We start from the raw sequence: 25,604 nt of genomic DNA on the forward strand, positions 1-25,604 counted from the left end.
AGAAGAGCCGTTAATTCCTATGTAATTAACGGCTCTTCTATATATTGGCGTTAGCTCAACTTTTCCTGACAAACCTACCAAGTAGGTTCACCGTTTTGCATCTTTCGCAAAGTCGCCGAAAATGTTTCCTTATCATGACCGGCCGTATTGTCAACGGCCTTCTGCTGCCAACGTATAGCTTTTTCCTCATCGCCTGATTTGTATAGGAGATTGGCGTAGGTATCTACAAAGTTAGGAACCTCCGTTTCTGAAATTGATGTTTTACTCCAAGCCAACGCTGCCTGTAGGCAAGCTATATCATCGCAATTTTCAAAGACAGACCAAGCGTATGAATTTAGCTCAGCTGGCGAAATATTGTGGTCACTGGTTTCAATATATTCTTGCACCGCATCCTTAAATGCCGGCCAATTATTCTGCGAAAAATAATATTTTGTTTTCGCGCGTGCAATCGTTGAAATCATATCGACATAAGGATGATCCTTTTCAATTTTATTTTTTAAAGCAAGAAAGTCAATATTCTCTTCTTTGTTACGAATCCTCGGGACAACCAATTCCGACGCGAGTACGGAAGAAAGTATATCGTTCGCTGTTTGGTTAGCATTCAATAGAAGCTCGTCTACTTTGTCCTTGTTGTTTTTGATGATTGTAAATGCGGGTGAATCACTGCTCTTGGCACCGCGCAGAAGGATATCAATATTACCTGGTGTTAGCATAGCCTCTTCACCAAGAAGTTCAATATACCGTGAAGCTGCCTCCTGTGCAAGTGGCCGGTCATATGCCCCCAGAGCGGCATTCAGCATCTGCTTACTTAGCATGGCATCATCCGGGTTCTGGTGATATTTGTTCACTAATGTAACATATTGAGTTTTCGGGTCTAGTCCTTGTTTGGCACGCGCGATGAATTCACTGGCCTCTCCGCCTCCAACAATCCGGTGTACTAATTCACCTTGTGGGTCAAAAATCAGAAACGTTGGATAAGCAACAACCTGGTAATCGTCTGCGAACCGTTGCGCTTCCGTATACCACGATTTAGTCTCAGGCGCATCGTGATCAGTTTGATCCATTTGCACCTTCAGATTTATAAAATGGGCATTAAAGAATTCACCAACGGTGTCTTGAGGAAACACTGTTTTACTCATGTACTCACAAGGTTTACACCAGGTGGTAAAGCAGTCGACAAAGATAAATTTATTTTCGGTTTTGGCCTTTTCTTTGACAGCTTGCCATGTTACGCCGTGCTCAAAAGTGACACCTTTATCTTGAGAAAAACCGATAAACGGTACAATAAGTAATAAGAATAATAACTTTTTCATAATGCGTTTTTTTAATTGGAGCCTTATTGCATTTATCTTAAGCTACAAAAAAAAACATAAAAAATCCCAAGTAGATTTCTTGGGATTAAGTTATTTCGCCTACTATTAAGCTTTTACAAGCCCAATTTCGATTGCATATTTTTTGTTAGCGCTTTCTTGTGTAACAAAATTGATATAGTTTTGTATCGAACAAATTCCTTTGTCGCGTACATGTAGCCCTTATAATCATTTGATTCACCCCAAGAGTTTTTAACAATGTAATACTCCTTACCGTTTTGATCTTTTACGGTTCCAACGATGTGCATTCCATGATCATCCGTTGTCCTATAATTATCGAACGATTCTTGACGTTGCTCCGCCGTAATAGTCCGTTCGGGTTTTGGACCGTTAAACAGGTTATTCACCTCATCCGCGCTCATCTGGTCTACGGGTTTCTCAGGAACAAAAGCAACACCGTTCTTCCAGCTAAAAGTTTTCTCCGAGACATCAGTCGCCCATGCGACCGTATATCCGTTCTCAAGTGCATTATCGATAATATCGGTAACGTCATTAATTTGCACATTGTAGAAACGCTCAAAAGACCAGTTGTCCGGAATCAACAATACAAATGGTTTATAGTAGGCGTGTTCGGCAAAAGAAGAAATTCCCACGTAATCATCGGGATTGATACCAATCACATCGTCGGCGAAACTACGTGGAGTATACGTTTTCCCTTGGTATTGGAAAGACTCAGGCACTTCACCTAAATAAGAGTCCATCGTCGCCGTAAAGGCATCTAACCAATTGTTGGATGGCTTTTTACTCGCCGCAACATTTTTCGTTATACCCTGAAGTATCGGGCTCATTTCCGAAAAGTTGTTACGTGTTTGTCCTTCAGGCAGACCGGTATAAACTTCACGTGGAACTGCGCCATATTTACGAAAGATGGTTAGCACATCGTGCAATTGTCCTCCGTCTCCTTGAGCCTGTTTACCATGTAACCGAACGAAGTTCTTTGCTTTCTCGATATACGTGTTTCGCGCTGTGAAAATCGGTGAGATCTCAACAGGTTCCTTGCCCATCCGCATCATTTCAGACTCCAAAAAAGAGTTTCCTGAGTAAGACCAACATGTACCCGAGGAGCCTTGATCCTTAATGGAAGTATTCCCTAAGTTGATAACTTCCGTAAAGTTAAAGCCTTCTTTACTGTTATCAGTTACATTACCTTTTAACGCATTGATAAGGTTATCCTGCGCATTGGTCTGAACAGTGGCTGTAAGCAATGCCGCTGCCAGAATTATCGATTTATTCCAGTTCATTGTGTTAGAAATTTTACGAATTTATAATTTTCTGGGAAAAACAACGACTTATTCGTGTAATAATCATATCACGTGAGAAATAAACAGGCCTAACCCCCATATTACCGAATAATATTCGGATTGATAAAAGTCAAATACCGTGAGATTGAGAAAGATACAATATGCTCCATTCGTACGTGTACGCTGAGTTTAATTGCGCTCCGATATCCATTAAATAGAACTTCCAGCAGAGGCAGTCGTACTGTCCTTGCTGGAAGTCCATGATAAACAATTACCAAAAATTATTAACCAGTGACTCTTGTATATGTATTATTTAATCTCGCGATACCCCAGCCCCATATTTTGGAATAAAAACGCCCATTTATCGGTTTGCTCAGCGATCACCATTTCTGTGGATTTACCCGCACCATGACCGGCTTTGGTATCGATACGAATTAAAACAGGATTCGCCCCCTTGTGAAACTCCTGAAGGCGTGCAGCAAATTTAAAGGAATGTGCTGGCACAACGCGATCATCATGATCCGCAGTGGTCACCATAGTCGCTGGGTACGCTGTATCCTCTTTTAGGGCATGATATGGCGAATATTTATACAAGTATTCAAACATTTCCTTATTATCATCCGATGTACCGTAATCGAATGACCACCCCGCCCCCGCTGTGAATTTATGATAGCGTAACATATCCATAACGCCTACGGCAGGAAAAGCTACCTTAAAGAGCTCCGGTCGTTGTGTCATCGCCGCACCCACCAACAGTCCGCCGTTTGACGCTCCGGAAATTGCCAGTTTAGCTGATGACGTATATTTCTCGGCGATCAGGTACTCCGCGGCTGCAATAAAGTCATCGAACACATTTTGCTTTTGCAACTTGGTTCCAGCAAGGTGCCAACTTTCTCCATATTCACCGCCCCCACGTAAATTGGCGACAGCAAATATGCCGCCCTGTTCTAAGAAAATAACATTACTAAGGGAGAAAGAAGGCGTTATGCTAGCATTAAAGCCCCCATAACCATAAAGTAGCGCTGGGCTGGTACCGTCCAGCGGAATCCCTTTCTTATACGTAATGATCAATGGAACTTTGGTGCCGTCTTTCGACGTATAGAAAACTTGTTCTGACTCGTATTTTGCTGGGTCAAAGTCAATAGTAGGTTTCCTATACACTTCTGAAGTCCCCAAGGCGATATCATATTTATATATGGTGCCTGGATTAACGTAATTAGAAAACGAATAATACAGATAGTCTTCCTCCGGTTTAGCCCGAAATCCCGATGCCGATCCAACACCAGGAAGCTCGACCTCGCGTTCTAGCGTCCCCTTTCGATCGTACTGTTTAACAAGGGAGGTCGCATCTTTAAGATACGTGGCAAAAATCTTTCCACCGCCCGTTGAGGGAGAAAGAACCTGTTCCGTTTCTTTAATTAAATCTTCCCAATTAGCGGGTTGTGGCTGTTTCGAGTTCACAGTTACGACCTTTCCATTGGGCGCATCGAGTTCGGTGTAGATAAAAAGCTTATCGCCTTGGGCATCCATGATACTGTGATTTTTCTCCATGTTATCCACCACGGTTACAAACTCCGAATTGGAATTTGAAAGATCTTTGAGATAAAGTTCATTGCCCGAAGTCGCATTAGCTGCCGATACCACGAGAAAATGTTCATCTTCGGTGAGCCACGCACCTATATATCGACGTGGCAATTCTTTACCACCGAAAATCAGAACGTCGGAAGATTGTGCTTCATTTAATTTGTGAAAATAGAGTTTATGTTGATCAGTCATTGCTGACAACGCAGAACCTTCTTTGGGCTTGTCGTAGCTGCTATAATAGAACCCCTCGTTTCCTCTCCAGGCTAGCCCAGAAAACTTTACATCGATAATCGTATCCCCTACAACGGTTTTATCGGCCGCATTTAATACAATCACTTTCCGCCAGTCTGACCCTCCTTCCGATATTTGGTATGCGACCAAAGAGCCATCTTTACTGAATGAAAGCCCCGCCAATGACGTCGTTCCATCTTCAGAGAACTTATTCGGGTCTAGGAAAAGTTCTTCCGCACCATCTTCTCCTTTCTTGCGATAAATGACGAATTGATTTTGCAGACCATCATTTTTTGAATAATAGTAATAATCGCCTTCCTTCGATGGAGCTCCTTCCTTTTCGTAATTCCAGAGGCTCTCTAAACGTGTGCGAATTGATTCTCGGAAAGGAATTTGACTTAAATAGTCATTGGTCACCTCATTTTCAGCGGCAATCCATTCCTTGGTTTTATCCGACAGTCCGTCTTCCAACCAACGATACGGATCGGCGACCGGCGTTCCAAAATAATCATCACGATGATCGATCTTCTCGGATGTAGGATATGTTTTTACTTCCATGTTCTTATTTGATTCTATCACATTCTCTTGTTGGCATGCGGTTAGTCCAATGGCAAAGAGAATAATTCCCAAACTTTTATTCATAATCAACAATTAAGTTACCACGCAAGATACAAAATGCAGCCTGAATAGCAAACTAATACAGTTTACGAGCCCGTTTGAGCCACGCCGTACCGAATGTGGCGTACTACCCCGAATACCCTTCAAGCCTTGTATATACGTCAATATTTTTCTAGCTTTGAAGCGATTCAATTTCATGAGAGACAAAGTATATTTTGCTTCCGATTTCCATCTGGGTGTATCCCCCAGTTCCAGCGCTCGCGAACGAGAGCGTCTTGTTGTATCTTGGCTAGAGGCTATTAAACATGACGCAAAAGCGCTTTATTTGGTCGGCGACATATTCGATTTTTGGTTCGAATACAACACCGTTGTGCCCAAAGGATATATTCGTTTTTTAGGGAAGCTGGCTGAACTCGCGGATCTCGGGATAGAAATAACATTATTTAAGGGCAATCATGACATGTGGATGTTCAGCTATCTAAAAGATGAACTAAACACGCGAATTATCGACGATGAGCTCATCCTGAAAATGGATGGGAAAAAGTTTTATATCCACCATGGTGACGGACTAGGGCCAGGTGACAGAAAGTATAAATTTCTAAAAACTTTTTTCCGAAGCCGAGCATGCCAATGGCTGTTTGCGCGTCTTCATCCCAACTTAGGCATTGGAATCGCACAACGGTGGTCTAAACACAGCCGTGCAGCAAATGATGAAAAGGAAAAATTTCTAGGAAACGAGAAAGAGTGGCTCATACAATTTGCAACATACGAACTTCAAAAAGAGCACTACGATTATTTTATCTTTGGTCACCGGCATCTCCCTTATGATGTGTCGCTCTCGGAGAATAGCCGGGTTATAAATTTAGGCGAGTGGATGAACCATTATACCTACGCAACATGGGACGGTTTAACCTTACAACTCAAATCCTGGGCAGCTACGCCGTCAACTGATCAATAGCTCGCACGTATGCTCAAGCACCAATTTTTTGTTTTTAAGCATTAACTAAATTAAAGCGTCTGTTTCCTTTCAAGCTGCACACCTAAAAAATCTAGAGTTTTATCCACTAACACGTCGATTCGCTCCTCGGAAATATTCCGAAAGCCATGATTGCCACCATCGACTTCAATCAGCTCATTTTCGACGCCGTACTGATCAAGCACTTTCTTTAACTTCTCGGATTCATTAAACGGCACAATTCGGTCTTTGGTTCCGTGTAAAATTAACGTCGGAACGTCCAAAGAATCAACGAAGGATATAGGCGAATATATACTGGCATAATTGACCACTTGATCTTTTTGCGCTTCTAGACTGTAGCCCGTAATCGCAACTGCTAAACGTTCTCTTAATGGAAGCAACTTCCGCATAAAAATACGTGCCATAAAAAGCCGGAACCAACCGGCGTCAGTTTGCAACAGCGTATTCAAGTCTGTCGGGCCAAAATTATTTATGACATACGATACCCCAGCTTGTTGGCTCATCGGGGCATGATTACCTATCCAGTCCTCTTCCCCAGAATAGGCCACCATTAACGCAAGGTGCGCGCCAGCAGACTCTCCCCAAAGGCCAATATTTGTGGTATCGAAATTGTAATTCTCTGCATGTGACCGAACCCATCTTACGGCATCTTTACAATCCTCAATAGGTCTTGGAAAATGCGTGCTGTCGTTCACCAAGGTATAACTTATTGAAATTATAGCAACACCCGCTTGGGTGATCTTTTCCCGAAGTTGACTCTTATAGTAATTGTGATCTAACGAGCGGTCTCCCGCAACCCATGCGCCACCATGAACCATGACAAGAACAGGTTTTTTCTTGTCGAGGGATTGACCCGTGGGTAAAAAAACATCCAACTTAAGCGAATCCCCATTTTCAGCTATCTTATATAGTGCTTCTTCTTGCGTGTAACTAAAACTTGCATCTCCTTGGGCAAAAGAAAACGCACACCAAAAAAAACATAGAAGAAACAGTAATGAATATTTTTTCATAACGGGACTTTTATCTGACAAAGAAACTATTTATAATTGAGAAGAGACGTAAATCAAACCTAAAAAATGTGGCTTATTTTTTTAGGGCGTAAAATCGCTATCGCGCGCTAAAAACTATCATCAATGACGAGCGTAAACAAAAAACCCTTGATAGCATGCGCTGTTACCAAGGGGATCGTCTTTTGAGCGGTCTGGACGGGATTCGAACCCGCGACCCCATGCGTGACAGGCATGTATTCTAACCAGCTGAACTACCAGACCTAAATCTCTTACTGTATACTTATTTAAAGAACGTTTTGAAAGCTAAGCTTTCCTTTTTAAGCGGTCTGGACGGGATTCGAACCCGCGACCCCATGCGTGACAGGCATGTATTCTAACCAGCTGAACTACCAGACCGTTTCCTTGTTTCTAGAAGGTGTGCAAATATAGCGTTTATTTCGAACTACACTAAACTTTTTTGAAAAAATCTACGCTACCGTACCGTCTTTCATTTTCTCGGCATTCTCCGCAAATTGTAGCGCGTCGATAATACCCTGAATATCACCATCCATAACCGCAGGCAGATTATACATCGTTAATCCGATACGATGTTCGGTTACGCGCCCTTGTGGATAATTATAGGTACGAACTTTAGCTGAGCGGTCACCTGTTGACACCATTGTCTTACGTTTAGCTGCAACATCACCGTGTTTACGTTGAACTTCGAGTTCATATAATTTATTACGAAGCATCTCCATGGCCAGTTCACGATTTGCAAGCTGCGAACGTTCCACTTGACATACCACCACAATACCCGAAGGTTTGTGTGTCAGCTGCACTTTGGTTTCAACTTTATTCACGTTTTGTCCTCCAGCACCACCAGAGCGTGAGGTCTGCAATTCGATATCCGCTGGGTTTATCTCGATATCGACTTCTTCGGCTTCCGGTAACACGGCCACCGACGCCGCTGAGGTATGCACCCGACCTTGAGTCTCCGTATCTGGAACGCGTTGCACGCGGTGTACGCCAGACTCGTATTTTAACTGCCCATATACATCCTCACCGGTAACTTTTAAGATAACTTCTTTATACCCTCCTGATGTTCCCTCCGTCACATCCATGACTTCGTTACGCCATCCTTTTGTTTCAAAATAACGCGTGTACATACGGTAAAGATCTCCAGCAAATAACGCCGCTTCATCCCCACCAGATCCGCCACGGATCTCCAATATTGCATTCTTACCATCCTCGGGATCTTTTGGTATAAGCATCAATCGAACTTCTTCTTCTTTCTCCGCTCTTTGCTCAATAAGAAGATCCTGCTCCTCTTTTGCCATTTCACGTAACTCTTGATCCTTTTCGTTCGATAAAATATCCTTGTTTGAATCAATGTTGCTAACAATATTTTTATAGATATGGTATTGATCAACGATCTTGCCAAGGTCTTTATACTCTTTATTGAGTTTAGCAAAACGTTTCATATCGTTGATGGTTTCAGGCTTGCTTAATTCAGCTTCGACCTCTTCCCATCGTTCCTTTATAGCTTGGAGTTTTTCTAACATAATTATATTCAACATCGTCATAACAGCCACATGCTGTTAATCACTTTCGTAGGGACAAAAATACAGTTTTTTTTTTATTAATGAGATGAAACCACCTTGAGACCAATAATCGATGCGATAAGCGTGAAAATAAAAAACACTCGCCAAAAGTCAACCGATTCATGGAAGACAATTATACCAACAAGCACCGTACCCACCGCGCCAATACCCGTCCATACAGCGTAAGCCGTACCCAGTGGCAGGGACTGCGTCGCCTTCATCAACCCAAACATACTTATCGCGAGACACGTGACGAATCCGCCGTACCAAAGGTACATTTCACTTCCAGTTGTTTCTTTTGCTTTTGCAAGACAGGAGGTAAATCCAACTTCAAATAGGCCTGCCACAATCAATATTAACCAATTCATTCCTAGTAATTATATCAAACAAAGGTCGAGAAAGTATTAGAATTTCATTCCATAAATGTTAAAAAATAAGGAGAAACCGCTTTTACAAAAAAAAGACTGCGCGAAGCAGTCTTTCAATTTCATCTGAACAAAATACTATGCCGTTGCTACGTCGACGTCAACCGAGGAAAACTCATCAAATAAATCAGCGAATCCATCGTAATCAGCATCGCCCATTGGCGTAAAACTCCGGATACCCTTTTCTTCTACAAATGATTTCAACTCAGGGTCGATCTCCTCATCCATGTAAACTGCGATGTCAGCATAAGATAACGCACCTTTGTACAGGTCAACATACGAGCCATCACCGTAAGGAGCAACTTGTTCAGCCGTCAAATCGTCTTTCACTGCTAAAGCGGCATACTTGGGACCTACCGAATCAAAATCCTCATTTGCGTATAGCGAATAAATGACTTTCGAATCCTTGAACGTAGGATCATCCTTATAAGCCGTTTTCAAATAGGCAGGAACCATTGCAGAGAACCAACCGTGGCAATGTACCACATCGGGAGCCCAGCCTAATTTTTTAACAGTTTCTAATGCACCTTTACAGAAAAACAGCGATCGTTCGTTGTTATCTTGAAAAAACACTCCCTTGTCGTCACGAAAAACCTTTTTCCGCTGAAAATACTCTTCATTATCTAAAAAGTATACCTGCATCCGAGCAGTAGGCAATGAAGCCACTTTAATAATTAGCGGATTGTCATTGCTATCCACCACGATGTTCATTCCCGACAACCTTATCACTTCATGAAGACGATTTCTGCGCTCATTAATATTACCAAAACGAGGCATAAGAATACGGATCTCAAAACCCTTCTCTTGCATAGCTTGCGGTAACTGGCGTGTTATTTCAGAAATTTTACTTGTTTCAAGGAAAGGCGACATCTCATGGGTTACAAACAATATTTTCGTTTTTGCCATCTCCAATTGTTTTTTTTAATTAATCGAATCGTAAAATCGGTATACAAAGGTACGGAAAATATATGAATTTTACAATTAGTTCGTTTTCATCACTTTATAATACCAATTTATTTATGCAAATTTGCGCCTTTATTTAACGTTTTAAGGTGAATACATTTAAAACCAAAAAAGATTTACAATCTTACCTCGGTAAGCAGCGTGAAGATGGACTTCGGATAGCACTTATACCAACCATGGGCGCTCTTCACTCGGGACACCTATCTTTGCTCGATAGGGCAACACAAATCGCCGATATTGTCGTTTGCAGCATCTTCGTTAATCCCACACAATTTAATGACCCGAAGGATCTCGAAAAATACCCGAGACCTATTGAAAACGATCTTCAACTGCTCAAGCAAGCGGGGTGTGATGTGGTGTTTATGCCCACCGTGGAAGAAATGTACCTGCAGAATGAACCCGCATGGAATATCGACCTAGGTGACCTAGATTCGGTTTGGGAAGGTCAGAAGCGTCCAGGACATTTCCAGGGTGTTACACAAATCGTGTACAAACTATTCACCTTAGTTAAGCCTGATGTGGCTTGTTTCGGTCAAAAAGATTTTCAGCAGATCATGGTCATAAAGCGAATGATCGAAATCAAAGATTTACCCATTACTGTAGAGATTTGTCCAACTATTCGCAGTAAGGAAGGACTCGCCTTGAGTTCCAGAAACATGCGATTAAGCGAGCAAGGAAAAAACAAAGCTTTAGCCTTATTTCGCGCTTTAAGCTATATAAAGACACATTTCACCACGCATCCGCCAGCAGTCCTGAAAGAAAATGCGGCCGACATTATAACGCGGGAAACCGGCCTAGAGATCGAATATATAGCGATTTGCGAGAGTCGTAATTTAAAAGAAACCCAAACTATCGACTTTAACGTTTCTCATGTAGCAATGCTCGTTGTATGGATCGAAGGGGTGCGGTTAATAGACAATATTATTTTAAATTAAATGTCATTTTAATTGGTCATTGTTCCTATTTGTATTCCAAATGCGGTAATTTTGCAGTATGTTAATTGAAGTAATGAAGTCAAAGATTCACCGTGTGCGGGTAACACAGGCTGAATTAAACTATGTGGGAAGCATCACAATTGACGAAGATCTAATGGATGCTGCAAACATTGTCGCCAATGAGCGTGTCCAAATTGTCAACAATAACAACGGTGCACGACTAGAAACGTACGTCATCCCGGGTGAACGTGGTTCAGGAACGATATGCCTAAATGGTGCGGCAGCACGCTTAGTACAAGTTGGCGACATTGTAATCATTATCTCCTACGCAAGTATGACGCCCGACGAGGCGCGCGTACACAAACCTGCGTTAATCTTCCCGGATGATAACAATAATTTAATCCGATAATCTCAAAAACATTCTATATTTTTACAGCGTTACCTTAGTCGGAACGCTTTTTTTATGCATCAACTAACAACTACATACCGTTCTAGTGTCGCGGGTCTACTAAGCCTGTGGATGACGGTAATTATCGTCAGTGGGGTGGTTTTCATGCATAAAGAGGTAACATCTTCGGGCGAGATCATCACCCACGTCCACCCCTACGATTTTACGAAAAAAGGCACTTCACACCATCACGAATCCGATGGGCAAATCCAATATTTGAACGTCGTATTTGCGGGCAGCTTTCTGCCCTCTACGATGTTTGTCTTCCAAGCGCCGTTAAGAACACTGACCGGATACATCAAATACGCCGAATTCGTCCAGAACCCCGTAACACTTCTCATCCTCCACTATCATTTGCGTGGCCCGCCGCTCCAAGGATAATCTTCGCGAACATTCTCTTTTTTAGCATCTTTTAGTTTAGCACGATCCGGCTATTGATTTCTATTTTGAAATAAGAGTCCACCGTGGTGCACCTATACGCATTTAAACAAAGGAAATTTTCATTGTCTAATCGATGCTATAACGCGTTTGTTTCCGCCTATATACATACCTATGGGCATTCCCCTATTATCCGTTTATCCTATTCGTAAAGCAACACGAACAATATTTTATTTTAACATGTCTACAACTATTAAGGCGTTACTTTTCGCCGTATACTATATATTACCCGGAGCGGCCTTGGGGCAGACGACGATTTCCGGAACAGTCAAAACTACAAGCGGCCAGCCTGTCCCCTATGCGACGGTATTAGCTCAGGGAAGTTCCAATGGTTCGACCACCGACGAGCAGGGTAAGTTTACATTGACCAATCTTCTCGAATCGGACGTTACCTTAATTACGCGCGCGGTCGGCTTCCAAACGCATAAAGAATCTGTCGCTAACCTACCAGCGGCACAAACGATCAACATTACACTGCTCGAGGATAATCTCAATATCAATGAAGTCGTTGTCAGCGCCACACGATATGGCCTTGACCGCCGTGAGGCCCCGGTAATTGTGAATGTACTCGGACCTAAACTCTTTAACGCTACGCAATCAGTAGCCATGTCCGAGACGCTTTCCTACCAGCCTGGCGTCAGGGTCGAAAACAATTGTCAAAACTGTGGCTTCTCTCAGGTAAGATTGAACGGTCTGGACGGCGCTTATTCACAAATATTGATCAACAGCCGTTCGGTATTTAGCGCATTAAATAGTGTCTACGGCTTAGACCAGATTCCCACGAGCATGATTGATCGCATTGAAGTCGTGCGGAGTGGCGGGTCAGCACTTTTCGGCGCGAACGCCATCGCAGGGACAATAAACATCATCACCAAAGATCCCGTAGAAAACGATTGGCAAATAAAATCAACCAACTCAATCACAGGTGGTTCCTCTTGGGATAATACGCTCGACTTTAACACCTCGTATGTCGATCAAGACTTGATGAGTGGAGCGACGTTCTACGGGATGCACCGCGAGCGACAACCTTGGGATGCCAACGACGATGGATTTTCGGAAATCACGAAACTCAAAAACACCACCTTTGGCACCAAGGCTTTCTATAAACCGAGCGAACAAAACAAAATTACCCTCGATCTAAGCGTAATGAATGAATTTCGTCGAGGCGGAGATCGAATAGACCTTGCTCCGCATTTCACGGACATCACCGAACAACTACAAACCAACTCCTTAATTGGAGGAATTACCTACGATCACTATTCGAAAGACTGGAAACATAAATTCTCCCTCTACCTTTCCGCGCAAAAAAGCAAGAGAGATAGCTATTACGGCGGGTTAGGTGGCTCAACCAACCCGCAGGACAGTATCACCGCGGCAAACTCCTACGGCATCACCGAGGACTTTGCAATGGTCGGTGGTGGACAGTACACTTATAATTTCGAAAACGACGTGCTAACCGCAGGTGTTGAATACAACACCAACCGCACGACCGACGATATCCCATCCTATGGCCGATCGATCGATCAGAGCACACATGCGCTGGGCAGTTACGTTCAATATGAGTGGAAAATAGCCGATCCTTTGAAAGCATTAATTGGCGGCCGTTACGATTATACCCACATCGATGGTGACTATCGTCTATTAAATCAAGTTCGCTCATCGGCAGAAAACTTCGGCACCATTAGCCCGCGATTCACACTACTATATGATATCACAGAAACTCTTCAATTTCGTGGTGGTTATGCCCGCGGATTCCGTGCTCCGCAAGCTTTCAACGAGGACATGCACGTGACCTCGATCGGGGGGCAGCAAGTATTTGTGTTGATGGGCGAGAATCTAAAAACCGAATATTCAAACGCTTACACCGGCTCGTTCAATTACACACGTAACTTCGGGAGTACACAAACAAGCGTGCTCATTGAGGGATTCTATACCGATCTTCAAAACCCATTCACAACGGTTATGACAACTCAAAACGAACAGGTCATTATTCAAGAAATGCGTAATGGGAGTAACTCGAAAGTATACGGGAGTAACATCGAGATAAGCGCTGCCCCATCCGGAAACCTTACTTTTCAAGCAGGTGGTACTATTCAACGTGCTACCTACAACGAAGGACAGATCATATTCGATGGCGAAAACCCAGGTGAGGAACTCATTGTCAAGCAATACATGCGGACCCCAAATGTATATGGCTATTTGAATACCAATTTCAAAGCAACTATGCCTCTATCGATCGATCTGACCGGTGTATACACGGGCACAATGAAAGTCCCCCACTACCAAACCGATCGACGAATGATTATTACAAAATCACCCGACTTCATGGAACTCAACCTTCGATTCGGTTACGTTTTTGCTGTAAAAAACGACTTCAATATAGAGCTCTTTGCCGGCGTACAGAACATGTTTAACGCATTCCAAAAAGACTTCGACACGGGGCCACTGCGTGATTCGGACTACGTTTACGGCCCGACCAAGCCGAGAACATTTACATTCGGCATTAAAATCGGTCATTTTCATTAAAAGCACGCGCGACCCGGCACCTGTAGTGCTGGGCCCGCTTGAAAACAATTAACCCATGAAAGTATTAACATTAACAATCCTCTCTTTACTCCTCTGTTCACGCATTAGCGCGCAACAAAAGAAATCAGTAAACTGGATCACCTTCGAGCAGCTCTCCGACTCCTTGCAGATAAAACCCAAAAAGGTGCTGCTTTTCTTCCATACCGAATGGTGCGCCTATTGCCGAAAGATGCAAAATGAGGTTTTCACAAATCCACAGGTCATTAACGATATCAACGAGCGTTATTATGCCGTATCCTTTGACGCGGAAAGTACCGACAGCATCTATTTCGAAGGGCATCTGCTAAAAAATGCGTCGAACAAAAAGCGGGTAGGTCATAACCACGATATCGCCACCCTTCTCGCGCGCAAAGATGCAAAGTTCATCTTCCCAACAACGATCATACTCCACGCTGATTTTTCGGTACAAAAACGATATTTCACCTACCTTGGTCCGAAAGCCATATCCCAAATACTAACTCGTTGATTATTAAAACAACTCGCCTTCACGTGGTTTTTTCGAACGTTTTTATTTATGTTTGCTGTCGCATCTACCAACCGTTACGCGTTATAATGCCTGAAATACGAACTGAATTTTATTTATGAAGACTTTATTTAAACCATTTTTATTACTAACCCTCACAGCGCTCGCATTAGCCTCTTGTTCTAAAAACGACGATTTTGACTACGAAAAAGCGCAAGAAGAGGCGCGCATCCAAGACTCGCTTAACAATGTACGCATCCAAAAGGTTCTTGCGGAGCAGGCAGGCGAGCTCGAACAATTCGCGAAAACAAACTTCGAAACCCCTATTCACCATGATTCACTTGGTATTTGGTATGACGTCGTAAACCCGGGAGAAGCGGATCCCTTTTCGTACATAATATCCGGCGGTCGTGTCGTAAGTCCTAAAATAACAGTGATCTACAAAGGTACTTTACTCGATGGAACGGTATTCGATGAATCCGATGATAAGGATACAGCAGACAAAGTTGAAACCCGAGAATTTGAACTTGGCAGAATGATCAGGGCATGGCAGAGTGCATTCCTACCAAAGGTCGTCAACTATAACGGGTATTCTATTCCAATGGCAGGACTAACAACAGAAGGACTTCGAAAAGGAAGCGTGATCAAATTCGTTACGCCATCACCTTGGGCGTATGACGCAAAGGAATTGGAGAAAATACCGGCAAATTCACCGCTATATTTCGAAATGGAAGTGGTGGATATCTCTTACGAATAACCAACGTATTTCCTTTAGTAGGAATCAATTAATATAATTAATTTTAAAAAGGTAAAATCTAGGTGTAGCGCGAACTCATAAGTACCCGTTCTATGCAATGTAAAACACATTAATAATTTATGAAAAATCTAATCAAACCACTTTTTGCTCTGGCTCTAACTACTGTATCCTTAACATCATGCATGAAGGACGACAATGTAGACAACACGGCAGAATACCGCAAACAAGAACTACAAATTGATTCGTTAATAAAAGCGCAAAGCATTCAAATCAAGGCTTATGCAGAAAGTAATTTTGACGCCCCTCAACAGGATACAATCAAGGTCCCTTATAATTACATCGACAATTCCACGGAACGCGGCATATGGTATTCGATAGAAAGTATCCCGACGGATACAACGTATGAATATCAAATTACTAATGGAAACTCGATCATCTTTCCAAAAGCAAAAGTTAAATATTCGGTTTCCGGACTTAATGGAGATCTTTATATTGAAGACGCTGAAGGAAGCACTTATGAGTTAGGGGCAGCAGGCAACCCCAATGTAATCAATGCTATTTGGCGAATAGCTTTTTTACCAAGTACCATTCGATACAACGGAAATAATTATCCTGTAGGAGGTTTGACAAATAAAGGCCTGAAAGTGGGAAGCAAAATACAGGTTGTTACCCCGTCATATTGGGCATTCGGCGCGCAAACGATTGGAAAAATTCCTGGAAACACACCATTGGTATATGAATTTGAAGTATTAGAAATTAACTAAAATCAACTTCAATACAATCATAAAATGTCTTTGGAAAATCCAAAGACATTTTTTTGTCCCCTAAATCTTAACGATCGGCTTCTTATAAGGCCATTTTTTCGCACGGTGCGGTTACTATTTTTACGCCATGCACAAAAGTAATTTAGTAAATTTACCAACGAACTAGAGCAAGAACTGACAAACAACGATTGGGATGAAAATAGCATTAGCGCAACTAAATTACCACATCGGTAATTTCGAACAAAATACAACGAAAATAGTATCCGCAATTCAAAAAGCGAAACAGCATGGTGCAGACCTCGTTGTTTTTGCGGAACTAGCGATCGGCGGTTATCCCGCCAAAGATTTACTACGCAACAGGAGGTTTCTAGATTTATGTGATGAAAGTTTGCAAAAAGTGGCAGCAGCCTGTCAGGGGATAAGCTGCATCATTGGCGCTCCGCTGCCCAATAATGATCCTGAAGGCAAAGCTTTGTATAACGGGGCTGTTTATATCGATGACGGGCAAATAAAAAGCAACTCCAAAAAAAGCCTTTTACCGGACTATGACGTCTTTGACGAATACCGTTACTTTGAACCGAGTCGCCAGGTATCATGCATCGACATCAAGGGAGAAAAAGTCGCCCTTACAATTTGCGAAGACCTTTGGGATGATGATGCCTCCAATTCCTATATTGGCGACCTCATGGACGAGCTGCGCAAAGAAGATCCGACACTTATTATTAACATAGCCGCCTCTCCATTCTCGTACGTGCATTTTGAAAACCGCATCAACGTTCTAAAAAGGAATGTAATAAAAGCAGGATGCCCCCTAGTTTATGTTAACCAAATTGGAGCGCACGCAGATATTATTTTCGACGGACGTTCAGTTGTACTCGATCGTACGGGCCACCAATCAGCGCAGCTTGCCGGATTCAAAGAGGACTTTAGAATCATCGACAGCAACCAACTTGCGAGCCCAAACACGCTATCGGTGGAATCAGATTCAGAAATAGCCCTGATTCATCATGCGCTCGTACTCGGCATTCGAGATTATTTTCAAAAATCAGGTTTCAAAAAGGCCGTTTTAGGTCTCTCTGGGGGATTGGATTCAGCAATAGTGGCAGCCTTGGCCAGTGAGGCGCTCGGTGCAGAAAATGTGCTGGCTGTGCTCATGCCTTCCGTATATTCTACCGATCATTCCTTGAAAGACGCCCTGGATCTGGTGGAAAACACAGGTTGTGAACACTTGATAATACCCATTAAGGATATTGCAGGTAGCTTCGAGGCAACGCTTACTGATGCGTTCGCAGGACGTGCGGCAGATTTAACTGAAGAAAATATCCAAGCGCGTATTCGAGGAACGCTCCTCATGGCGCTTTCGAACAAATATGGAAACATATTGCTAAATACGTCCAACAAAAGTGAGGCCGCTGTCGGCTATGGAACCCTATATGGGGATATGGCGGGATCCCTTAGTGTGATAGGCGATGTGTACAAAACACAAGCCTACAGCTTAGCAAAATATATAAATAGAGATAAAGTAATCATCCCAGAAAACACCATTGTAAAACCACCATCCGCGGAGTTGCGTCCGGATCAAAAAGACTCCGACTCGCTGCCGCCGTACGAGATCTTAGATGCCATACTCTATCAACTCATAGAACTAGAGAAACCTGCATCCGAAGTGGTTCATGCTGGGTTTGATGAGCCTACCGTGCGGCGAATCGGAAACTTGCTAAATAATGCCGAATTTAAACGACACCAATGTCCGCCGATCCTTCGGGTGAGTTCCAAAGCATTTGGTAATGGGCGCGTGATGCCGCTTGTCGCAAAATATCCATTTTGATTTTAAACTTATTTACAAAAGTATAGTCTAACAACTATTAACGTTTCAGTCTTATGAAAAAGCTAAATTATATATTCATGTTTGGAGTCCTCGCACTCCTTAGTGCCTGTGCTTCGGTACAATATAACACGACTAAAGTAGTTGACCTTGATTTCGGTCAGTATAAAACATATGGATGGCTTCCGCCAATAGACTCCCTTTCCAAGGACTATTTTTCAAATGATATCGCGCAGACCAATATTTTAAATGCTGCAAACAACGAGCTGGCAGATTTAGGCCTGCAATACAGCAAGGAGAATCCAGATATCTTATTCCGCTATATTACCATTGTTAATAACAAGAGTCGTCCCGTATACCATTCACACTATGGATGGGGCGGTCCATGGGGTTGGGGTGGTCCTTGGGGATATGGATTCGGTTATGGCTATGGCTATACATATCCTGCAGGTAGTGAAAAATACCGCTATGCTCATCTTATCGTAGAAGCGCTTGACAAATCGACTAACTCAGTAATATGGCAAGCACGTGGCTCGTCAGCAATATCTTCACCTGAAAAAGCCATAAACAACCTGCCAAAAGTAATTCATGGTATTTTCAAAGAATACCCCAGCAAATAAGAAACAAAATTTTTCATTTTAATTATATAGGAAAGCCATACTCGACCTGCATAAGGTTGAGGTGGCTTTTTTTATCGTACGCTTCTCAGCGGCGAGAGTGTGTATTATACCTCAACAAGTGCGCCTTGTCCCAATCATTATTCCACCATCTTGTGATCCTTTGTCCCCCGCCCTCCCGACCAAATTTTCTTTGCACTCCAAGGAATCGCGGGGCCACTCCAAAAGGCATCTTCCTTCGGAAGGCCTAAAGGCAAAAATATTGCCGAGCTCAAATAAGGACTACCTTGATTATTATACGAATCGGCCAGCGATTGCTGCTCCCCATAAAGGCCTATTGTTAGCCAGCCGTTTGTATAGGTCGACGGACTTTCGGTCACTTTATGTAAAACGGCCGTGAGTGCCGCCCGCACCTGTCCGGCAGGAAGCTCCTCGGGTAGTCGCTTTTTAAGGGCCATGTCCGCCAGATGATGAAAAGCAGCCGCACGATAGATAATAGATCGGCCCGAAGGGGGAAACGATCCGTCGCTATTAATTAACCTTTCCAAAATAACTGCGTAACGCGCATTGCGCGACCCAATATCGGTAAACATGGCCTTATATATATTCGTCTTCTCTTGTATCACATCCTTAAGCGCGCTAAGGTAGGGATGAATCACATAGCTGTTGTAATAGTCGTACGCGAAAGATATACCATCTTTATACATGCCATCTCCCACATACCACTGCTCCATCTGCCGCAGCGCATAATCAACACGCATAGCATCCCAAGGTTGACCTATCTTTGCGAAAAAAGCTTCATTAACAGCAGAAAAAAGGAGCCAATTGGAATACGAGGGACGATATTTCCGAGTCGTTGCAATACTCCGTATCAGCCGATCGCGGCTCACTTGGTCTAAATTTTTCCACAGCCAAGGACTGCGCAAAAAAGCCAATGCGATAAAAGAGGCATCGACAAGCTGCTGTCCGCCCAGATCAAATGACATAAAATCGCGCGCGCCGCTATCGAGTGCATTTTTTAAGCCTGCTAACGTCCAGCTTCGATACTGTTTACGGAGCGCTATCTCGGATTGATCGCCCCCTTCTAGCTCTAACCAAGGGGCGATCCCCGAGAGCACGCGTCCCAATACTTCGACGTACTGCACCTGGATACGATTTACTTGATTATCCACATTAGGTGCTGTAAGCGTGGGCATATTAATCCGCAGGCTGTCATGCGCTAGACTGCGGATCACCGGGCGGGCCATGCGGTCCATTTCTGCTAACCAAAAAGTTCGATCATCGGTCGTCTGGGATATGTTTGAGGCGCGCGCTGGAGAACAAAAACAGCATAGCACGCTTACCGTTAAAAATAATTTAGCGATTGCTTTACTTCGCATTGAATTATTGATTTTGAAATTCGACAACATATAATTTAAAAAAAAGTCACAATGAAAAATCTGATAATTCGCATAGATTTAGCTGATTAGAAGTACTAAAATAACATTTAACGAACGAACTTCAGCGTATTAACTCCATAAAAAAATAAATGTATAAAAAACACTTAAAAAAACATTGCCATTGATTATATTTGAATTAGGTACTAGCTCAACATCAAGCAACCCTGACTAACCAAAATTCCAAGACACCCTATTATACGTGATAACACGATAATACCAACAAATATGAAGCAAAAAAAAATCATCACATATTTATTCCTGAGTATATTGCTTGCACCCGCACTGCAAGGACAAACAGCCAAGAAACTCGATTATTTTGACCTCAAGGATGTAAGGCTTCTGGAAAGCCCTTTTAAAAACGCCCAAGACGTAGACTTAAATTATCTCTTAAGTATGGATGCGGATCGCCTATTGGCCCCATTCTTACGGGAGTCGAATCTCCCTACGCGTAAACCGTCTTATGGGAACTGGGAAAATACCGGGCTCGACGGACATATTGGTGGTCACTATATCTCTGCACTAGCCTACATGTACGCCTCTACCGGGGATTCCCGTATCAAAGAACGATTAGATTATATGTTGACAAATCTCGAAAGGTGTCAAAAAGAAAATAATAACGGCTATGTCGGGGGCGTCCCGGGAGGACAGCAATTATGGCAAGAAATCAAGGATGGACAAATCAACGCCAGCGGATTCAGCCTTAATGACAAGTGGGTTCCCTTATATAACATTCACAAAACATACGCTGGCCTTCGTGATGCCTACCTTTTAACGGGAAGTCAACGTGCAAAAGCTATGCTCATTAACATGACCGATTGGGCCATTCTACTCGTAGCACAACTATCCGAGGCACAAATTCAGGATATGTTAACCAGCGAACACGGTGGATTAAACGAAACTTTTGCCGACGTATGTGCAATCACGAAAAACCCAAAATACTTAGCCCTAGCCCGAAAATTCTCGCAACGCACTATTCTGGATCCCTTAATACAGCATCAAGATAGCCTAACTGGCTTGCACGCCAATACCCAAATACCGAAAGTACTGGGATATAAACGCATTGCCGACCTCGATCACGACGAGAAATGGGCGGACGCCGCAGCCTATTTTTGGGACAATGTCGTACAACAGCGAACCATATCGATCGGAGGAAATAGCGTCAGCGAACATTTCAATCCTGTACAGGATTTTTCAAAGATGATGCATAGCGTTGAAGGTCCAGAAACCTGCAACACGTATAATATGCTCAGGCTTACGAAAATGTTATACCAGACTGCGCCGCAAGGTAAATATCTGGACTACTACGAGCGCAGTCTATATAATCACATCCTCTCCACACAGCATCCTGAACATGGGGGCTTTGTATACTTTACACAAATGCGGCCAGCGCACTACAGAGTGTATTCTCAACCGCACACCAGCATGTGGTGTTGCGTAGGCTCAGGCATGGAGAATCACGCCAAATATGGTGAAATGATATACGCATCAAAAGGAGATAGTTTGTATGTTAATCTTTTTATTCCCTCGAAATTAAATTGGCACGAAAAGAATATCGAAATTACACAAAACAATAACTTCCCTGCAACGGCCAGCACATCGATCACCATCGATGTGCCGACTTCGACTTCATTTACTCTTCATATCCGAACACCTAGTTGGCTTGTTGCGGCGCCTATCTTGCGAATAAATTCAAAACAAGTCGTCCCATCATCATCTACCGCCGATTATATTAGTATTGAACGAACATGGAAAAAAGGCGACTGCGTTGAGCTCACACTTCCAATGGGGATTCATCTTGAACAGCTTCCGGACAAAAGCAATTTTTATAGCTTCCTATATGGCCCTATTGTTCTAGCGGCGCGTTATGGGGACCAGGATCTTAAAGGACTTCGCGCCGATGATAGCCGCATGGGGCATATCGCTAGTGGTAAACAAGTACCCATGGCTACCGTACCGCTTCTTACGGGGGACCCCGCTACTCTTCCCCGGTTAGTGGAGCCTATTGATTCCAAACCACTGCATTTTAGCCTGACCAGTCTATATCGCGGCGAAGATAGCTTGCAAATGGAACTCGAGCCCTTCTACAGTATCCACGATGCGCGGTACATCATATATTGGCCACAAGCAACGGCATTGGAGCGCATTGAAATTCAAAAACAAATAGCAGAAAGCGAGATCGCAGCGCTACAGCTCAACGCCAATACAATTGATAAAGTTGTGTGCGGCGAGCAGCAACCCGAATCGGATCATTTTTTTAACCAGCAGCACAGCAACTCCGGCGTAATGGGGGATGTCCGCTGGCGTCAAACTAAAACATGGTTCAGTTACCGCATGAATGTCGCGCTAGACGAAAATCTCGAGTTGTATATCAAATATCTTAACGATGCCGAACCACTGGAAACAGAAATTACAATCGATGGCCAGCGCATTGCAACATTGAAAACATCGAAAAATAAAGGAATCACCGCCACCCGTTTTCCCTGGCCGCGTAATCTACCGGCGCGAGAGCAGTACGAAATTAAACTGCAAGCGGGAGCCAAAAAAACGAGCCACAAAATATTAGAAGTGCGCATTTTAAATGCCGGCCGAAAATAAACCGTAAACCTTAGGCTCGCCGTGAGATTCGTGAGCGGCGCGCTAAACGTGACCCGAGGTCAATATATTTGTAGAACCTATTTCGTTTTAATCCGCAAAATGGTGAGTGAATAAGGCTCAAGGACGAAGCCTTTGGGATTCAGCTCCATTGACTTGGGTACTACCTCTTTATCATCGAAGTTCCCAGAAAGCACGAACGCTTGTGACGTATTTGTTTGTATGCCGAGGGACGAAAAATCTGTCTTCAGGCTCACCGCGGCAGGTAAAAGGTTCACCAATTTCACAATCAGATCACCCGTATTTCGATCACGAACAATTGATTTTCCAATCCGCCTAGTTACCGCGTCGTCGGCACTGGAAAGCGATAAATTTGAAAACAAGTATTCTTCCCCTGCATTTTGCCCAAAAAGTTGCTGCACATAATAACCCGTGGTGGGCTTCACACTTAGGTTATCGAAATAGATCAAATCGGGATTCCACTGTGTACTTCCTTCCTTCGCCAAAAGCGGCGCATAGGAGGTCATGGTCACCAAATCACCATTGCGCTCTAAATTACATAAGTGCAGCGCTTCAGCTAGCGCCGTTTCGACAGTACTTACTCTGCCGGTAATATGAGCTGCATACTCCCCTAAATAAACCTTTGATTTGCTCCGATCGTATTTGTCGTAAAAATCTTGATTGTGAATAAACCATCCTGGTGAAGTATAATAATGTTCATCGATCAGCGGTATGGCTAGCGAATCAGCGAGTTTCCATCCTTGTGTATAATCGCTGCCTTCATAAAAAGGACCGGCGGTTCCAATAACCTTAATTTCGGGGTGTTTCTCCTGCAGGGCTTGATATATCATTGTAAACCGCTCCACGAATACATCCGTTATCAAGTCCTCGTTGCCTACACCGATATACTTCAATCCAAAAGGCTCAGGATGCCCAGCTTGGGCACGCTTGCGTCCCCAGGTAGTCGTCTGATCTCCATTGGCATATTCAATCAAATCCAGTATATCCTGAATATACGCGTCCATATCCCCCATCGCTATTCCGCACTGCTGTCCGCCAATCGGATGCCCATGATGTCCTGAGTTTTGACAGGGAACACCCGCGGCAACAACGGGAATGGGCTCTGCGTCTAAATCTTCACAAAACTGAAAATACTCGAAATAACCGAGTCCATAGGATTGATGGTATCCCCATAAATTACGCTGTCCAATACGTTCTTCTAAAGGACCAATCGTATTTTTCCAATGATAAATATTCTCTAGTCCATCACCATGTGCGACACATCCTCCCGGAAAGCGGACAAATCGGGGTTTCATGTCAGCAATATGTTGTGCAATGTCTGCGCGCATTCCATTTTTTCGGTTGTGGAATGTGTTTATAGGAAACAAAGAGACCATATCTAAATCCACCGCAGCGCCACTTTCTGTCAACACCATGAGCTGCCCATTATGCACGGTATCCGCCAGCTCCAAGATGGCCTCATATTTTGCCCACTGGTTTGCCGCTACCCGCTTGGTTTGTGCTTGCGCGATCATGTGCCCCGCGCTGTCCAGAACGCGCACGATAAGTTTTCCCACATCCTTATCTTTACCTCTGGCGAATACCGTAAAATCAAACCTTTCTCCCCCTTTCAGGGTAACACCACCGAAACCTTCATTAATGACCCCTTGCCCTTCTGGAGCTACTAAGGTTAGGTAATGTCCGTTATTTTGGTGCACCGGAGCAATCGAATCGATGCTTAGACGAACGTCGTTATTACTTGCTTTCCAAAACGAAAGTCCATGCCACTCCTTTTTATCGGACGAGGTATATTCAAAACCGCGATTTTGAAGAAGTTCTCCATAGAGCCCGCCGTCGGCGGCATAATTGATATCCTCAAAGAAAATACCCATAAAAATGTCACTAATTTCTCGCGGCTTATCATCCGTTAGTGCCAGGGTTCCCTCCAGGGGCTTCAACCCCGCAAAACGAGCCGAATCATCTTGGGCGCGCTCGCTATATAACTTCTGTTTAAGCTGTTCCATTTTATCAGCTTGGAATAACTTTTCAAGCTGTGCCCATTCCACTTTATGCATCGTTCCACTTAACGGCTGTCCGGCGAGCGAAATTTTGTCCTTCTTGTTGCGGTATGCCTCCTTTTTCGGTTTCGAGTAGACTTTAAAATCCTTGGTGCGTACGCTGTAGCTTCTCGCCTCGATTTTATCCGTTTGCCACATAATGATATACTCGCCTAAATTACTCTCGAAGGTGAGTACGGGTGACTTGAGATTCCCTTGCGGATACACCAAAGGGTACGACTGGCTGTTCCAAGAAACGAGATCCCTCGAGGAAGCGTGCGCAAACACACCATCGTTATCGTTTAATCCCCAGACACAATGCCACATACCGTCGGGCGCTCTATACAAATACGGATCAAACATCATTTTTTGCGTACCCCACCGACCATAATCGGAGGAAAGGTATGTTCGCTCTTGTCCGATTCCTTGCCAATGCTTCTTGTCGATGCTCCAAGCGAAATGCAGGCCATTATGGTTATTATTCTTTGCCGTAGAGTAGGCAAAGATGTATGCGGAATCGGGTACACTCGCTTGAACGGGCGGCCACAAGAAAAACAAAACGAATAAAATAATAATACCTCTCATCTGTTTAAATATTGGTTGTTTGTGTTTCGCCATCAGCTGGTACCTTCCGAATTTCAACGAACCTTGGCGCCTTAATAAACGTAAAAAAACACGTTTATTA

20 protein-coding genes and 2 tRNA genes are annotated in these 25,604 nt (G+C 43.5%); 11 read left to right on the top strand and 11 right to left on the bottom strand.

The window, feature by feature from the left end; all coding sequences use genetic code 11:
• Positions 1-74: 74 nt before the first annotated feature.
• The 3 genes from FM107_RS07610 to FM107_RS07620 all read right to left on the bottom strand — a co-directional run bounded on the left by FM107_RS07610 (position 75) and on the right by FM107_RS07620 (position 5,068).
• Positions 75-1,313 (bottom strand): thioredoxin family protein, encoded by a 1,239-nt coding sequence (locus FM107_RS07610; protein WP_086947897.1) that lies wholly within the window; start codon positions 1,311-1,313, stop codon positions 75-77.
• A gap of 113 nt (positions 1,314-1,426) precedes the next feature.
• The gene (locus FM107_RS07615; RefSeq protein WP_086947898.1) at positions 1,427-2,611 is read right to left on the bottom strand and encodes an aminopeptidase C; all 1,185 of its coding nucleotides are present in this window, start codon (positions 2,609-2,611) and stop codon (positions 1,427-1,429) included.
• A 309-nt stretch (positions 2,612-2,920) separates the two neighbouring features.
• Positions 2,921-5,068, bottom strand: coding sequence for a prolyl oligopeptidase family protein (locus FM107_RS07620; protein ID WP_179204425.1), 2,148 nt, complete (start codon positions 5,066-5,068; stop codon positions 2,921-2,923).
• A 172-nt stretch (positions 5,069-5,240) separates the two neighbouring features.
• Here FM107_RS07620 and FM107_RS07625 point away from each other — a divergent pair, with 172 nt between their 5' ends.
• Complete coding sequence (locus tag FM107_RS07625; protein WP_086947899.1) at positions 5,241-6,002, top strand: UDP-2,3-diacylglucosamine diphosphatase; 762 nt, start codon at positions 5,241-5,243, stop codon at positions 6,000-6,002.
• A gap of 50 nt (positions 6,003-6,052) precedes the next feature.
• Here the strand turns inward: FM107_RS07625 and FM107_RS07630 are convergent, their stop codons facing one another.
• The 6 genes from FM107_RS07630 to FM107_RS07655 form a co-directional block, all read right to left on the bottom strand.
• The gene (locus FM107_RS07630) at positions 6,053-7,030 is read right to left on the bottom strand and encodes an alpha/beta hydrolase (protein ID WP_086947900.1); all 978 of its coding nucleotides are present in this window, start codon (positions 7,028-7,030) and stop codon (positions 6,053-6,055) included.
• 187 nt (positions 7,031-7,217) lie between these two features.
• Positions 7,218-7,291, bottom strand: a tRNA-Asp gene (locus tag FM107_RS07635).
• A gap of 61 nt (positions 7,292-7,352) precedes the next feature.
• Positions 7,353-7,426: transfer RNA gene (locus FM107_RS07640), tRNA-Asp, on the bottom strand.
• Positions 7,427-7,497: 71 nt separating this feature from the next.
• Positions 7,498-8,571 carry a peptide chain release factor 1 gene (prfA, locus tag FM107_RS07645; protein ID WP_086947983.1) on the bottom strand — a complete coding sequence of 358 codons (1,074 nt, stop codon included), beginning with the start codon at positions 8,569-8,571 and terminating at the stop codon, positions 7,498-7,500.
• Between the two features lie 77 nt (positions 8,572-8,648).
• Positions 8,649-8,978, bottom strand: coding sequence for a multidrug efflux SMR transporter (locus FM107_RS07650; RefSeq protein WP_086947901.1), 330 nt, complete (start codon positions 8,976-8,978; stop codon positions 8,649-8,651).
• Positions 8,979-9,113: 135 nt separating this feature from the next.
• Positions 9,114-9,941 carry a glycogen/starch synthase gene (locus FM107_RS07655; protein ID WP_086947902.1) on the bottom strand — a complete coding sequence of 276 codons (828 nt, stop codon included), beginning with the start codon at positions 9,939-9,941 and terminating at the stop codon, positions 9,114-9,116.
• A 146-nt stretch (positions 9,942-10,087) separates the two neighbouring features.
• Here FM107_RS07655 and panC point away from each other — a divergent pair, with 146 nt between their 5' ends.
• The 9 genes from panC (at position 10,088) to FM107_RS07700 (ending at position 18,834) form a co-directional block, all read left to right on the top strand.
• Complete coding sequence (gene panC, locus FM107_RS07660) at positions 10,088-10,933, top strand: pantoate--beta-alanine ligase (RefSeq protein ID WP_086947903.1); 846 nt, start codon at positions 10,088-10,090, stop codon at positions 10,931-10,933.
• Positions 10,934-10,991: 58 nt separating this feature from the next.
• Complete coding sequence (gene panD / locus FM107_RS07665) at positions 10,992-11,342, top strand: aspartate 1-decarboxylase (protein WP_086947904.1); 351 nt, start codon at positions 10,992-10,994, stop codon at positions 11,340-11,342.
• A gap of 54 nt (positions 11,343-11,396) precedes the next feature.
• Complete coding sequence (locus tag FM107_RS07670; protein ID WP_256959407.1) at positions 11,397-11,762, top strand: hypothetical protein; 366 nt, start codon at positions 11,397-11,399, stop codon at positions 11,760-11,762.
• Positions 11,763-11,999: 237 nt separating this feature from the next.
• The gene (locus tag FM107_RS07675) at positions 12,000-14,345 is read left to right on the top strand and encodes a TonB-dependent receptor (RefSeq protein ID WP_086947985.1); all 2,346 of its coding nucleotides are present in this window, start codon (positions 12,000-12,002) and stop codon (positions 14,343-14,345) included.
• 55 nt (positions 14,346-14,400) lie between these two features.
• Complete coding sequence (locus tag FM107_RS07680) at positions 14,401-14,871, top strand: thioredoxin family protein (protein ID WP_086947905.1); 471 nt, start codon at positions 14,401-14,403, stop codon at positions 14,869-14,871.
• A gap of 115 nt (positions 14,872-14,986) precedes the next feature.
• Positions 14,987-15,625 (top strand): FKBP-type peptidyl-prolyl cis-trans isomerase, encoded by a 639-nt coding sequence (locus tag FM107_RS07685; RefSeq protein WP_086947906.1) that lies wholly within the window; start codon positions 14,987-14,989, stop codon positions 15,623-15,625.
• 119 nt (positions 15,626-15,744) lie between these two features.
• Positions 15,745-16,389, top strand: coding sequence for an FKBP-type peptidyl-prolyl cis-trans isomerase (locus FM107_RS07690; RefSeq protein ID WP_143559449.1), 645 nt, complete (start codon positions 15,745-15,747; stop codon positions 16,387-16,389).
• 193 nt (positions 16,390-16,582) lie between these two features.
• Positions 16,583-18,217 (top strand): NAD+ synthase, encoded by a 1,635-nt coding sequence (locus tag FM107_RS07695; protein WP_086947908.1) that lies wholly within the window; start codon positions 16,583-16,585, stop codon positions 18,215-18,217.
• Positions 18,218-18,270: 53 nt separating this feature from the next.
• On the top strand, positions 18,271-18,834 hold the full coding sequence (locus FM107_RS07700) for a DUF4136 domain-containing protein (RefSeq protein WP_086947909.1): 564 nt from the start codon (positions 18,271-18,273) through the stop codon (positions 18,832-18,834).
• Between the two features lie 137 nt (positions 18,835-18,971).
• On the opposite strand, the gene FM107_RS07705 is transcribed toward FM107_RS07700, so the two are convergent.
• The gene (locus FM107_RS07705; RefSeq protein WP_086947986.1) at positions 18,972-20,210 is read right to left on the bottom strand and encodes a DUF2264 domain-containing protein; all 1,239 of its coding nucleotides are present in this window, start codon (positions 20,208-20,210) and stop codon (positions 18,972-18,974) included.
• Between the two features lie 285 nt (positions 20,211-20,495).
• Here FM107_RS07705 and FM107_RS07710 point away from each other — a divergent pair, with 285 nt between their 5' ends.
• Positions 20,496-22,865, top strand: a complete 2,370-nt coding sequence (locus tag FM107_RS07710) for a glycoside hydrolase family 127 protein (RefSeq protein WP_086947910.1) — start codon at positions 20,496-20,498, stop codon at positions 22,863-22,865.
• Between the two features lie 77 nt (positions 22,866-22,942).
• On the opposite strand, the gene FM107_RS07715 is transcribed toward FM107_RS07710, so the two are convergent.
• Complete coding sequence (locus tag FM107_RS07715; protein WP_218778933.1) at positions 22,943-25,504, bottom strand: alpha-L-arabinofuranosidase C-terminal domain-containing protein; 2,562 nt, start codon at positions 25,502-25,504, stop codon at positions 22,943-22,945.
• Between the last annotated feature and the right edge of the window lie 100 nt (positions 25,505-25,604).

The organism is Sphingobacterium sp. JB170 (genome assembly GCF_900163865.1).
Lineage (GTDB): Bacteria > Bacteroidota > Bacteroidia > Sphingobacteriales > Sphingobacteriaceae > Sphingobacterium.

Coding starts and splice junctions, on each gene's coding strand:
- FM107_RS07625 (WP_086947899.1), top strand. CDS start 5,241: ATGAGAGACAAAGTATATTTTGCTTCCGATTTCCATCTGGGTGTATCC.
- FM107_RS07610 (WP_086947897.1), bottom strand. CDS start 1,313: ATGAAAAAGTTATTATTCTTATTACTTATTGTACCGTTTATCGGTTTT.
- FM107_RS07710 (WP_086947910.1), top strand. CDS start 20,496: ATGAAGCAAAAAAAAATCATCACATATTTATTCCTGAGTATATTGCTT.
- FM107_RS07615 (WP_086947898.1), bottom strand. CDS start 2,611: ATGAACTGGAATAAATCGATAATTCTGGCAGCGGCATTGCTTACAGCC.
- FM107_RS07655 (WP_086947902.1), bottom strand. CDS start 9,941: ATGGCAAAAACGAAAATATTGTTTGTAACCCATGAGATGTCGCCTTTC.
- FM107_RS07715 (WP_218778933.1), bottom strand. CDS start 25,504: ATGAGAGGTATTATTATTTTATTCGTTTTGTTTTTCTTGTGGCCGCCC.
- FM107_RS07680 (WP_086947905.1), top strand. CDS start 14,401: ATGAAAGTATTAACATTAACAATCCTCTCTTTACTCCTCTGTTCACGC.
- FM107_RS07690 (WP_143559449.1), top strand. CDS start 15,745: ATGAAAAATCTAATCAAACCACTTTTTGCTCTGGCTCTAACTACTGTA.
- FM107_RS07620 (WP_179204425.1), bottom strand. CDS start 5,068: ATGAATAAAAGTTTGGGAATTATTCTCTTTGCCATTGGACTAACCGCA.
- FM107_RS07705 (WP_086947986.1), bottom strand. CDS start 20,210: ATGCGAAGTAAAGCAATCGCTAAATTATTTTTAACGGTAAGCGTGCTA.
- FM107_RS07675 (WP_086947985.1), top strand. CDS start 12,000: ATGTCTACAACTATTAAGGCGTTACTTTTCGCCGTATACTATATATTA.
- prfA (WP_086947983.1), bottom strand. CDS start 8,571: ATGTTAGAAAAACTCCAAGCTATAAAGGAACGATGGGAAGAGGTCGAA.
- FM107_RS07630 (WP_086947900.1), bottom strand. CDS start 7,030: ATGAAAAAATATTCATTACTGTTTCTTCTATGTTTTTTTTGGTGTGCG.
- FM107_RS07685 (WP_086947906.1), top strand. CDS start 14,987: ATGAAGACTTTATTTAAACCATTTTTATTACTAACCCTCACAGCGCTC.
- FM107_RS07670 (WP_256959407.1), top strand. CDS start 11,397: ATGCATCAACTAACAACTACATACCGTTCTAGTGTCGCGGGTCTACTA.
- FM107_RS07700 (WP_086947909.1), top strand. CDS start 18,271: ATGAAAAAGCTAAATTATATATTCATGTTTGGAGTCCTCGCACTCCTT.
- panD (WP_086947904.1), top strand. CDS start 10,992: ATGTTAATTGAAGTAATGAAGTCAAAGATTCACCGTGTGCGGGTAACA.
- FM107_RS07695 (WP_086947908.1), top strand. CDS start 16,583: ATGAAAATAGCATTAGCGCAACTAAATTACCACATCGGTAATTTCGAA.
- FM107_RS07650 (WP_086947901.1), bottom strand. CDS start 8,978: ATGAATTGGTTAATATTGATTGTGGCAGGCCTATTTGAAGTTGGATTT.